Below are 12,292 nucleotides of genomic sequence, written 5' to 3'. Positions count from 1 at the left end.
TTTACACCTCAATATTAATCGTTTTAATTTTTTGAATCATTTTGTTTAAAGCCAAAATCTCACTGTCCATTTGCCCGTATAGCAGACTGTTCTGTACTTGCATATCTCGCTGCCGTTGTAGTCGATGAACCGCTTTTTGCATTTTTTCAGCACTTGTTGCATCAAACACAGCATGGGCACAACTCAAACAACTGGTAATCGCAGTAAATGAAATTTTTTCGCAAGAATCAGGATTAGTACAAGCACCAAACAGGCTAGTCTTGCAAGCAATTTCCCCTTTTTTCATGCGCTTAATGGTTTCATCACGATTTGGGAAAACCTTCAGCAATTGCTCACGGTCTTTTTGTAGCTGCAAATAGGTTCCTGCCCCACCAAGTAAACGGCTAGCACTATTAATTACACCATCTTCAAACTGAGCATAAGAATGCACCAAGCGCTGATATTCCAGTTCTTGAATAAACTCTTTTTGACTGTCACTCACTAAAATATTTGGTGCAAATACCGCATTATTACGGTAATACAACGTCATAGACTCTGTTAGATGCTTAAATTGGACTGACAAAGCGCCAAGTCCGATCATGCCTGAACGAGCGCCATAAACTGCAAGCGAACGTCTAAATTGATGGGTACAGATATTCCAGTACTCACCAACTTGGCAGTCTTTTTCTTCTCGCCAATTGCGGAAACCATCAAAAGCTTCAAGCTCGGCGATATCACTTTCTGTGATTTTCACCCCCTCTCCAAGCAAGACAGAAATACGGCTTAAATACTGATTAAAATTAGACTGTGTTCGAGTCGGAGCACCCTCAAAATTAGAGATAAAATCCGTTTCATGCTCAATATTGCGGTTATTTTTATTTCGATGCCTTTGCGAGTTTAGCGTTGGGAATAATGGGTATTCAGCAGGATTAGACATATCATAATGTGGGTTGAGCAGGGCGTATATTTCACCAATACTTTGTGCTGCATGTACGCCTACTTGAATATCTTCAAACGTGATCCAATAGGTAGACTTGTTGCCACCCCCATGTAATTTTGATGTATAGCCCATAATGACATGCACAAGATGCTCATTACTTTGAATAGTTTGATAGCAATCAGAAGACAGCTGATTCACTTCATTATCACGCATCCCTGTAAACAGATGAATCCACAACTTGCCCATACCTTGAATCAGCGTCATATAACGGGTGAGGTTGGCATGTTTTTGAATCTGGTTATTTTCAAACAGTGCCGTTAAACCGAGTAAATCTCGAGCATCAGCAAAACTTACCGCATTTTTTTTACGCTTAAATTCTGTCGGCATCAAAGCAAAATTTGCATCCTGCTGCTTGCGCTGAAACCATTTCAGAAGTGCTGATGCATTTTGATTAAATTCATTCAATTTATCTGCTAAAGCATTAATTAAGGCTATATAAAGCCGTGAAGGAACAACTTTGGTTTGTGGGCCTACTTTGCCTGACTGCAACCTGAGTTGAGCAGCCAACTTTGCTAAATGCTCTATTGGCTTATATGTACTAAACGCAGGAATGAGCAATGGGTATTGCTGTTGTAAGGCAAAACAATCCGTTAAAAATGCTTTAATGTGAATGGCTTTTTGATAGCTCACACCAACATAAGCATCATTTACTTTTGACATATAAGCAACATCGCTAAATAACTGCTGCAATGTACAGCCATTCTTATATGCAATTGCTGCAAACTGGCGTAAAACCGTATGCCGCTGTTCGATACTTTTAATAATCGACTTACCAGATTTTATATAAAGCAAAGCAAAACTGATTTTTTTCATTTCTGCCCGAATTTGACAGTAAAGAAAGTCATTTTCTCGGGCATTATCAAGCCAACTATCAAAATTCAGGCGACAATCACACTTCGGTAAATATGGAGAAAGATCCCAGATATTGTCTGAATAAACTGACAATATCTCACCACTCTTCATTCGCGATAATACAAAAGTACCTGGAACAGTCAGTTGATTATTCTTTAAATTATATTCATCAGGTAAAAACTGCTCAGCAATACCCAATGAATATAGATATGAATTAAATGAACTCATGATATCCACCCCAAATCAATTAGCAATTCAAAATGATTCAGCCAATACGCATCTAAATCACCGCTTTCTACTTCTTCTTGAATTGAAAAAATACGATTACGTAAATTTTCATAAGTATTTGATAAATCGTTGAGTACTTCGTCAATTCGGTGTAGTACAACCCCAAACTGCTGTTCCCACTTGATTAAGTCCGTGGCTTTTTGTTTTACATAGCCGAGTAGACTTTTCAGTGATAACAGCTTACGCACATCTTCGTCATCAGCATGAACTGCATAATGCTGGCAAAATAAACAGTGCTCAAATTGCTGACAGTTTGGAGTTGGAGCTTGCGCGGTAAAACCTGTTGCTTTTTCAGGTTGTAGACTGATAGTCGTACAAGCCCCGACAGGTAAGGTTTGAACATCAGCAGTCTCATCTAACGTTTGTACAGGAATACGCTCAACGGTTCGAGTTTGTGAAACTGCAACTTCTCGCAGTTCATAAAAGAATTGTGAAATCTGTTGGCTTGCATCTTTAAATGAAGTTCGACTGTAGTTTTTCTTCGCAGTATCGAGTGAGTGTCCCATTTTTTCGACTTCAAGCAATAAATCGCCATCGCTCAATTCAACATATTGACTGCTAACATGCTTGCGCCACTCTTGTGGGGTGATCCAAGCCATTTTCGGGAAAATACGCTGCAAAAATCTTTTAAGTAATTGAAGTTTATTATTTCCAATTGCGCTTAATTTTCTCACTTCATTACGTAGCGGAAATACAAAATCACATGACTCATCTTGAATATACCAAGCGCGAAGTTCTAAAATTTTTCTAAAAATCGGCTCAAATTTAACTCCAAACTCTGGCCGTACTGTCTTGCCTCTTGCACGGCTTTTCGTTCCTGAAAAGCGTCGGCCTTGTGTACTCGGTAGGATTTCCATCGTATCAAGGTGTAACTGTTGAGCAGTGTCTAGATTTGCTCCAGTTTGTGCAATAAATAACAGCATGCCGATGGTCAGGCCGTAGGATGCAAGTCTTTCACGCTCTAAATGCCGCTTATTTTTGTTGCGTTCTTCAAGTTTACGAATCGCTTGATTGCGGTTTTCACGTACACGCTTTCGATGCTCACTATCTTCTTCTAACTCAAAATCAGCTAGCATTTTTGACAAAGATGGAATAGCCGTATATTTAGCTAGATACCTCTGCATATCGAACTGAATATGCTGTTTTTCAATTTGATGATGAAAGCCCGAGTAAAAATTAAAATCTTCTTCATCTACAGATTGAAAATGCGCAGGAAAGTCATTTTCTTGTACAACAATACGATGAATTTCAAGAAAGACATTCAACAAAGTTGCATAAGTTTTTTCATGATCTTCTTTAGCGATTGGCAAAATAGGCACATCATAACGCTGAGACTGTACTTGCATCGCTTGACTAGAAATATCAATTTCATGACAATCAAATACATATGCTATCAGTTTTGCAACATAACGCTGATACTGCTTTGCGGTATGCGCAGCCAAGTTATCTTCATCAGTGTCCGCAAGCAAAGTCCGATCAACCAGAGATTTACTATAGCGACGATAGGCATCGATAATGCTGTCCTTATCGGATAAATCAAAAATTTTCTTTTGTTGATCAATCCAATCCAAAAACATCTTGATGATGCAATAGAACAACCCTTTTGATAGGTCCGATCCATCCATTTGCAGTAGATAATCTGTAAAACATTTTAAAAAATAGCGTCTTTTTTCATCAAAAGAAGCGACAAGCTCATTGTCTGATACATCGAAAGAACATGCTCTTTTAGCAAAAAAGAATGTACCAATATCTAAAGTTCTAAAAGAAAATGAGGCCGTTTTATCTTTGAGCACGAGTATTAAACGCTCATGCTCAGTAATCTGTTTATGAATATCAGTGATATGTACAAACAACGGGGTACGAATAAAACTCATGACAAATCTCCTGCTAAATCCACAGAGGACTTGACGTATTTCATCAAGCTAGACTCATACTCATGCTGAATTTTACTGCGCCATTGCAACCGTGATTGATAGTTCAAATACTGTAAAGTCGTGCTGATGTTGCGATGTCCCATCCGAGCTTGCACATACTCAACAGCGGTCATAGCAGAATGCCCTGCAGGTAGATGCTGTAACTGACTTTCCAGCAGATTCATCCCAAAACTGGCACGTAAGTCATGCAATTTGAAACTTTTAAATTGTGGATCAATTAGACGAATTTCAGGCAATAACACCATTTTTAAATAACTACGTACTGCTTCACCTTCATAGATTTTCAGTCGAGTCTCAAAGGAGTCAGATGCTTTGATCTTTTCAGTTAACTTCTGCTGTTCAGCTTTGCTGGTGTAGAAAGGTGTACCAAGCTTGGTGAGAAACACATAGTTTTCATCCGAGTCGCCATAATTTGATTTCTGTCTACGCAGACGCGCTTTCTCACTATTGATATAGATTTTAAGATCTTGTACTAACCAATTTGGAATCAAAAGTGTCATCGGCTTTTGAAATTTAGTGTCCACACCTGTACCCGCTCCAACGGGCAGACGAATAAAGCCATGACTATCAAGCTCACAACCAATTAAGTTTTTGATTCGCAAAGTACAAATCGTTTGTAAACGAGCACCTGTAAACAATGCAAGATAAAACATCAATTGATATTCACGTGATGATTTTTGCAGTGCTTTTAATATAACAACCTGCTCTTCAACAGTAAGTGGACTTAATTCACCACCGTCAATAATGGCTTCAGAATTCGGAGCCTTGGCTGGAACATGTATCGCAAGATCATGCGACTTAATTGCCATTTTTCGACGTGCGCCAAACTCATTATCCACGGCAATATATTTGTAGACATCTTTAAACGGTATGCCATAGCGCTGATGATCAACTAAGTCTTCTGTAACGAGAAATCGATAAAAATTCACTACCGCATTAATTCGATTACTCGCAGAGCGAGCTGAAATTAGACCTGCATTCGCTTGCTCAATAAGACGAGTGCGATATTTAAAAATCGCATTTGACTGTTTTAGTTTGTGAAATTTCAAACAGTCCAGTTGCTCATCTTCTAAAAAACGCTGAAAATCAACCAACTGATTGGCAATAGATGCAAATGTTTTAAAATCATACTGTATTGTTTGCTCAAGTTTTTTCAGCAAATACAGATTAAAAACGTCAGAAGGGCTACCATCTCCCTGAACAATTACAGGGAATTCAAGGTAAGCATCACCATGTTTTTCAAACGCTGCATCATTTAAACAACGGGTTGCATTAACCAACGTCAATAACTGAAATTTTTTGATGCTCACAACTTTGGCTTTAGACTGGTAGCGTGACTGACCATTTTTAAGTTTAGTGCTCATTTTGAGCCTCCTGTTTATTAAAAAAACAGGCAAAAAGTGATCTTGAGATAGGATTGACAAAAATGCCCCTATTCATCAAAATACAAATGTCTGATCAGCAATGAAGACATTCATAAGAGCTCATGTTCCCGCATGGGCTTTTATACTTTTTGCCGAATGAAAATAATTACTTTTTTGTCAATTCTCTCTGTTCCTCTTTTCTTAATCGTTCCAATTCCGTAATAAAAAAAGCATTCATTGACTGATGTCTTTGCTTTGCCATTTGTTTGACCCAAGAAACTAAATCTATGGGTAAACGGAGATTCGTCTGTTTCATGTGCATCATACCGATTGATAGCATATTGCTAACATAGCAATATGCTAACACTTATGTCAACTTTTTTTTTATAGCATAATGCTAGTGCTATTTTTTACCGACTAAAGAATGTATGAGTAAGAAAGATATCCAATTTAATCTTCGTATTCCTGAAGAGCTAAAAGCTAAAATTGATGCTGCAGCGAAAGCGAATCAACGCTCTATCAATGCAGAAGCGACCTCTCGACTTTACGATTCATTCGTCATGAATGACAATATTCAAGTTGAAGCAGCAAAAATCGTTGAAAACTTTCTTCGAGCTCGATCTCCGACAGAGCGAAAAAAAGTGGTAGCTGAACGTTTAAATTTTGTATTAAGTGAATTGAAAAAAATTTATCATTTCAATGAATTTACAATTGCTGAATTAGCTTTTGAGATCAATGAAGATACGGCTGATGAGGCTGAAGCATGGTTTAGAGCAGAATTAGAACCCACCTTCGGACAATTGGAAAAAATAGCGCAACATACTTCAGTGAATCCAAACTGGTTACTCTTTGGTAAACAGACTCCCTATGATATTCAGCACATACGTTTAAATGAGTATTTAGATCAAGATATAAAACTGCTCGTAGGCTCAAATCCAAATAATGAATATTTAAATAATTCAAAAGTGAAAGAAATAAAGTTTATTCGAGAATTATCAGAAGCGGGGCAATTAATTATTCTTAAAATTTATGAAAATTACGCAGTTGAGACTTTTTATCCCCCATATCATATCAGTGACGTAAATGGTGTTGGTGGATATAACTCATTGTTATATTTCTGTTTATTGACAAAAGTACTGTTGCGTTATTATAAATCTAAGGTGAATGTATATAGTCATCTGCTTTCAGAAGAGCAGTTTAAACTTATTTTGACTGGAACAGTTCATCCCTTAACAATTGCAGAAAAATTACATCATATTCCTTGGGTTGATGATTTAGCAGATAGACTCCCAAATATAAATTTAGATTATTGGGATGGTTTTGATACGTTAAGAGCAAGAATACTACGAGACTTTGCAGCGAAAGAATACATTCAGGAAATTTGGAATGATCCTGAGTTGTATTTAAAGCATCCTATTGAGTTTTAAAAAAGGGATGACATTTTACTAAGTGCCATCCCTTTTTCTAGGCTCACTGGTATATTCAAATAAATCTTGCATATTACAATTAAAATATTCACATAAGGTATCAGCGACTGAAAGTTCAATTCGTACTGCACGATCATAGTAAAGACTTGTGAGCGTATTACGATTAATACCAGTCGCTTGAGCTACCTCACTTAACTTTAAAATTTTTCGCTCACCCATCAAATTTGACAACCTACATCTAATCATAACAACCTTCAAATTAAAAAAACAACCTACAGCAGGTCAATTCAACTTGATAAATAACTTTTACCATGATAATTTAACCTGCAGCAGGTTATATTGTTTTATTAAAAAACAAATTAGCCGTTCTAAATTTCATTATATAGTTTTTTAAGGAAGTTCAGCTATGAATAACTATTTTTCTCCAAAATTCTCTGTTTCAGAGGAAGTTCGTTCAACTGCTGTTGCACTAATCAAAGAGTTTAATATTGACCGTACATTTGATTTAGCTTTGTTTCTGAATGTTAACCCTAACTTAAATGACCAAGATGCGACTTTAGCCTGGGTGAATTATTTTGAAAAAAATCAACATGATCTCAGTGACTTCAATCATGTTAGACGCCACTTTATGAAAAATTTTCCTAAAATTATGTTTGCAAATTTCAGTGAATAAAATAATCAAAGGGAGATATCAAATATCTCCCTTAATTTTTATAGCAATGCTCTTATGGTAATCTCAACAAAAAGTGAAATTCAATTTAATTGGTTGTAAAAATATGGAATTATTTATAAAAGCAGGCCATATTGAGCCTTCAGTCATTATTTTTGACGTGTTTGGTACACTTGTAAAAATAGAGGAAAGACGTTCCCCATATAGAAAATTAATGAAATGGCTAAAAGAAAATGGGCGACAACCAAAACCTGATGATGCCAAATTTATTATGTCCCACAATTTGAATTTGGCAGAGCTTACAAAGCGATTAGCAGTAAATATTCCAGACCAATTTCTGCAAGAACTTGAGCATGATTTAGATGAAGAGTTACGCTCTATTAGACTGTATGAAGATACCTTATCAACTTTGGAAGAATTAAAAAAACTGGGATTCAGATTGGCAGTATGCTCAAATTTAGCGATGCCATATGGAAAAGTTGTTTCTTCATTTTTACCTTCTCTTGATGCTTATGCTTGGAGTTATGAGGTTGGAGCAATTAAACCAGAGTCACAAATTTATCAATATTTAATTGATAAATTACAATGTCATGCCAAAGACATTTTGTTTATTGGAGATACTCTTTTAGCTGATTACAGTGGTCCAACTGAATTTGGTATGTCAGCACGTTTAATTGATCGTAAGAGTGGGCAAAAGCTGGCAGATGTTTTAAGCGACATACTTTAACAACTCGTGGACGCCACCTAATAGTGAATACTCACAGCTCCTCATCTTTCCATTTTTTAAATTCTGCAATTCGTTCTTCAAGCTCCAGAACCCATGCTGGTTTTATATGTGGCACATTTAGGCGCTCAACACCTTGATGGTCAAAAAACTTATACACCTTTGCCGCCAACTTGATAAACGCCTGTTCAAACGTATTTGCCCAAACATCTAAACGATAATCATGATAATGCTCTTGGTATAATTTACCACCATCTTCTACTTTATTGAGATGTGAGCCAGTTTCTAAATAAATCACTAATTGCCCATTATCTTCATCATTATATGCACCGTGATAAACATTTTGGCAGTGCCCCCATGTATTCCAGTGCCATGATGGTACATCACCAATAACCGTCCAGAAAGCTGGGTGTGTATCAATAAAATGATAGGCAGTTAAAAAGTCTGTTGGATTTGCGAGATATGCTTGCTCATTTTCAAAGGCAGTCTGTAAAGCAGATTGTAAATGCTCAAATTTATTTTTATCGGTGTAGGAAAACAAACTACTAGAAAGATGCTCAGAGGTTTTAAAAAATAAGCCTCCACTCTCTTTATCCTTACCAAAATATTGATAAACCTCTGGTAAAATCTGTAAATCTGTAGGTTTGACATGATGGATCTGGTGTTGTACGTCTTTTAAGCTTTCATGAATTGCTTCCATACGATCAGGGTAAGTGACGACAAGTTTCGTATCTCGCAGTGATAAAATTGCTGGTTCAGTTATTTGGGGTAACTGTTCTAACAACCAGTCTGGTAATTGTTTTAATTCAGTCGGTTGCATTTTTAGTTATCCTTTTTTAAATAATTCCAACTTGTTACATGCGTTACACAACATAATTTGTGAAAGTTGATTGTAAGTTAGTCCATAGGAGTATATTGTCACTCAAGGGCTTCAACAAAATTAAGAACAGAAATCAAGCCACTCATCGTTTCTATTTGATGAATTGGGATACCGCTAGTGACTCTATTTTCGGACGTTAAAAAAATCTTCATCGCAGCCTGATCACCACCTGTCAAAGCATGTAAAGCCTGGTATAGACGAATCAGCAACAGTGCTAATTTCCCCTGTTTAGAATTTGGATCTAATTCAGGTTGGTTTTGCAATTGAGTGATTGCCTCAACATCCATATCTAGCACTATTGCGAGCTGAGACTGACTAAGGGAAAGCAGTTTGGCAGCCCTAAGTACTGACTTTCCCAATACAGCTGCTGGTACTACCTGCTGTTCCAATAACGTCATAGCATCACCTCAAGCTCTAATTTTACTGATCAAGCCTTAAATCTAACAATATCACACAAATTACTAGATAAAACGATCACCTATTCCTGTTCGTAGCATACCAGTTATTCTTACTTGTTAGACGACAAGAAATAGTCACATAAGCTAATTTTGCCGACACCTGATGATTCATACTTACACCACGCCCTGCTGCTTCCAAGGCAAGTTTTTGATGAAAAATGATGGAACACGAACAATAAATCGACCACTATATTAACTAAGGGGGCAGTTTTTAAATGCCGTTAGGGGGGGCATTTTTACACTGCCGCTAACACAGCTATCTTCCTATTTTTTTTAAAATAGGTTTCACATTTTGAAGCGGGGCCAAAATTATATTTTAAAGCGGTATTGGCTCTAGCTGTTGCATATTCAATACCTTGAATTTCACGCTGCTGAGCAAAAACTTGAATCGCAGGATGTAACTGTTCTGAGCAACTGGCATCGTTGCTAAAGTATTTTAAAGTCTTGGTATTGGAAAAATATATTGCAGCAAACAATCGCCCATCTTTAAACACAATCGCGGATGAAGCATCTAAAGTGCTTCCAGACCGACCTTCATAATACAGCGCCTCATCTGTTTTCAGTAAATATGGCGCTGAGTAATTGTCAAAATTAGATTGAAATTTTAGATAATCATGCTTTAACAATGTTTGAAGTTCTGTTTGGATTTTTGGATTCAAAACAATTTGAGGAATTGATGAAATATCTGAATATTGAATGAAGTCTAGTTCTTGAGCATGAGTAAAAACGGAGATTGAAAAAAGTAGAAAAAGATAATAGTGATTCTTCATATCTAATTTATTATTTTTATGTCCATATTGACTTACTTATGGATTGTTCATTTTATATGGACACTTATGGAGTATCAATAAGGGTAAAACCCTTTTGTATTGTATTCATAACATTCTCCACAAATGTTTTTTGTTTATTTATAAGCCTAAAGAAAAAGCTCATTTAGCTTAATTTTATATTTAGCACTAAGTGTGCCAAGTTTTATTATAATAAAATTGATAGAAAAAACAGCAATTTAAAAAAATAATTTTATTTTTGTAACCATTATGTTTTATTTTGTGTAACTAACTGACAAAAAATGTCAGTTAGTTGACTAAAATCACCCCAGAATAATCGGTTTATTCCCTAATTCATTTTCTAAATCTGCTATTGTCCGATCATAGTACTCATCTAATACTTCTCCAATCTGCTTTATTCCCTCAATCACACCCTCTTTAAACCTCTGCTGAGCCAGATTTTGAATGATGTTTTGACAGATTTCATCCCAGACTTGTTGGGTCGTTGCATTCTTAATTCCCCGGTCAATCACAATTTCAACCTTGTGCTCGCAGAGGTTCAAATACAGGAGTACCCCACTGTTATATTGGGTATCCCAAACCCCAATTTCAGCAAATAACTGACGGGCACGACAAAGTGTATCCTGATAATAAGCAGATCGTGAAGGCAGACAGCCTTCAATCACCACCTGAATCTCCCCGACATGTCCATGCTCAGCTTCTTCCACCGCGACTGCAATCGCATGCTGATCCTGCTTGGAGAAAAAACGCTTGGTGGCCGGCATATAAAAGAAATGCTTGAGCCAGCGCTTAAAGCTCGGCTGCGCATGCTCTTCCAGCTTCGGTCGCGTGACAATTTCTGTCGTATCTGTCGTTGTTACCATGAGCCTGATGCTCCTCCCCCACCAAATCCACCACCGCCACCGCCGAAGCCGCCGCCCCCAAAACCACCACGACCACTGCCGCCGCGGCCACCACCTGCCATAAAGGCATGTAAAATCAGCTGCGCAAGCGAGGTGACCAGTAAAAAGAATACCCCGGCACCTATCATTAAGCTGGCGATTAAACCCATGCCATTGACTAGACCGGCAGCTGTGCCTGCAACCGCGGCAGTTGCAGCGCTGAGTTTTCTGCCAAAAATCATGGAGCCGACGACACCAGCAACAATAATAAACAGTACGCTACTGAACGTCGCTTTACTGGCTTTTTGTGCCTGATAAGCCTGTTCCTGACGTTCTTTCAGTTCATCCGCCGCCTGTGCTGCAATTTCAGGATCAAGATTTAAAATCCGTTCTATTTCAGCCAGTCCTGAGTCGATCCCTTGCGCATATTGGCCCTGTTTAAAGTACGGCGTGATCTTGTCATTGATAATCCGGCCTGCCACGATATCGGGCAGCACCCCTTCCAGACCATAACCAGTCAGAATTTGTATACGGCGATCATTGATGGCAATGGTCATCAATAAACCATTATCGCGTTTGGCTGAACCGAGCTGCCAGGCATCAGCCACGCGCATGGAATAATCAAAAATATCTTCCTGCCCCGTGGTCGGAACAATCACGACACCAATCTGGCCTTTACCGGCATTATGCAAATTTAAAATGCGTTGACTAATCGCCTGCTTCTCAGCTGGACTAAGTAAATTCGCCTGATCAATCACCGGTTCATTCAGACTGGGTAAATCACGCTGAATCTGGCCTTCAGCCATATCATCGGCAATTTGTGGCTGCTGGGCTGGTGTTACTTCAGTATCCGTTTGGGCTGTTTGAGAATTAGTCACAGCTTGCTTTTGTAATATTTCGCGCGCCACAATGACTTCTTCAGTATCCGTAGCTGTGGTAGTTTCTGCTGATACAGGCACTACCATCCCCATGGCCAACATGAGGAGCAACCCGGCACAGTATTTCAGCAGTATCTCAGACATCTGATTTCTCGCTTATTTACAAGTC

General features: G+C 37.9%; 13 protein-coding genes. 3 read left to right on the top strand and 10 right to left on the bottom strand.

Annotation, left to right across the window (positions count from 1 at the left end; all coding sequences use genetic code 11):
* Window position 1: 1 nt before the first annotated feature.
* The 4 genes from MTX11_RS00710 to MTX11_RS00695 all read right to left on the bottom strand — a co-directional run bounded on the left by MTX11_RS00710 (window position 2) and on the right by MTX11_RS00695 (window position 5,733).
* Window positions 2–2,059: a hypothetical protein gene (locus MTX11_RS00710; protein ID WP_243474112.1), complete on the bottom strand. Its 2,058-nt coding sequence runs from the start codon at window positions 2,057–2,059 to the stop codon at window positions 2–4.
* Window positions 2,056–3,993, bottom strand: a complete 1,938-nt coding sequence (locus tag MTX11_RS00705; RefSeq protein ID WP_243474111.1) for a hypothetical protein — start codon at window positions 3,991–3,993, stop codon at window positions 2,056–2,058. Before MTX11_RS00705 ends, MTX11_RS00710 begins: the two co-directional genes overlap by 4 nt.
* Window positions 3,990–5,417 (bottom strand): tyrosine-type recombinase/integrase, encoded by a 1,428-nt coding sequence (locus MTX11_RS00700; protein ID WP_243474110.1) that lies wholly within the window; start codon window positions 5,415–5,417, stop codon window positions 3,990–3,992. The genes MTX11_RS00705 and MTX11_RS00700 overlap by 4 nt, the downstream gene beginning before the upstream one ends.
* A 166-nt stretch (window positions 5,418–5,583) precedes the next feature.
* A complete protein-coding gene (locus tag MTX11_RS00695) occupies window positions 5,584–5,733 on the bottom strand; it encodes an Arc family DNA-binding protein (protein ID WP_228153534.1) in 150 nt (49 codons plus the stop codon).
* A 112-nt stretch (window positions 5,734–5,845) separates the two neighbouring features.
* On the opposite strand from MTX11_RS00695, the gene MTX11_RS00690 reads away from it, so the two are divergent.
* The gene (locus MTX11_RS00690) at window positions 5,846–6,844 is read left to right on the top strand and encodes an Arc family DNA-binding protein (RefSeq protein WP_216936012.1); all 999 of its coding nucleotides are present in this window, start codon (window positions 5,846–5,848) and stop codon (window positions 6,842–6,844) included.
* Between the two features lie 18 nt (window positions 6,845–6,862).
* On the opposite strand, the gene MTX11_RS00685 is transcribed toward MTX11_RS00690, so the two are convergent.
* The gene (locus MTX11_RS00685) at window positions 6,863–7,090 is read right to left on the bottom strand and encodes a helix-turn-helix domain-containing protein (RefSeq protein WP_180105676.1); all 228 of its coding nucleotides are present in this window, start codon (window positions 7,088–7,090) and stop codon (window positions 6,863–6,865) included.
* Between the two features lie 160 nt (window positions 7,091–7,250).
* Between MTX11_RS00685 and MTX11_RS00680 the strand changes: the two genes are divergently transcribed.
* Window positions 7,251–7,517, top strand: a complete 267-nt coding sequence (locus tag MTX11_RS00680; protein WP_004281168.1) for a hypothetical protein — start codon at window positions 7,251–7,253, stop codon at window positions 7,515–7,517.
* A 103-nt stretch (window positions 7,518–7,620) separates the two neighbouring features.
* Window positions 7,621–8,241 carry an HAD family hydrolase gene (locus MTX11_RS00675; protein WP_085064370.1) on the top strand — a complete coding sequence of 207 codons (621 nt, stop codon included), beginning with the start codon at window positions 7,621–7,623 and terminating at the stop codon, window positions 8,239–8,241.
* Between the two features lie 31 nt (window positions 8,242–8,272).
* Here the strand turns inward: MTX11_RS00675 and MTX11_RS00670 are convergent, their stop codons facing one another.
* From MTX11_RS00670 to MTX11_RS00650, 5 genes are all read right to left on the bottom strand, one after another.
* Entirely contained in the window at window positions 8,273–9,058 is a 786-nt protein-coding gene (locus MTX11_RS00670; protein WP_061519882.1) for a hypothetical protein, read from the bottom strand.
* A gap of 98 nt (window positions 9,059–9,156) precedes the next feature.
* Window positions 9,157–9,516 carry an antitoxin Xre/MbcA/ParS toxin-binding domain-containing protein gene (locus MTX11_RS00665; RefSeq protein WP_005018086.1) on the bottom strand — a complete coding sequence of 120 codons (360 nt, stop codon included), beginning with the start codon at window positions 9,514–9,516 and terminating at the stop codon, window positions 9,157–9,159.
* A 296-nt stretch (window positions 9,517–9,812) separates the two neighbouring features.
* Window positions 9,813–10,346, bottom strand: coding sequence for a hypothetical protein (locus MTX11_RS00660; protein WP_243474109.1), 534 nt, complete (start codon window positions 10,344–10,346; stop codon window positions 9,813–9,815).
* Between the two features lie 320 nt (window positions 10,347–10,666).
* Window positions 10,667–11,227, bottom strand: a complete 561-nt coding sequence (locus MTX11_RS00655) for a TPM domain-containing protein (protein ID WP_243474108.1) — start codon at window positions 11,225–11,227, stop codon at window positions 10,667–10,669.
* Window positions 11,221–12,267 carry a TPM domain-containing protein gene (locus tag MTX11_RS00650; protein ID WP_243474107.1) on the bottom strand — a complete coding sequence of 349 codons (1,047 nt, stop codon included), beginning with the start codon at window positions 12,265–12,267 and terminating at the stop codon, window positions 11,221–11,223. The genes MTX11_RS00655 and MTX11_RS00650 overlap by 7 nt, the downstream gene beginning before the upstream one ends.
* Window positions 12,268–12,292 lie beyond the last annotated feature (25 nt).

This window comes from Acinetobacter lwoffii (assembly GCF_022809915.1).
Classification (GTDB): domain Bacteria; phylum Pseudomonadota; class Gammaproteobacteria; order Pseudomonadales; family Moraxellaceae; genus Acinetobacter; species Acinetobacter lwoffii_M.
This window is presented reverse-complemented; position numbering and strand designations above follow the sequence as displayed.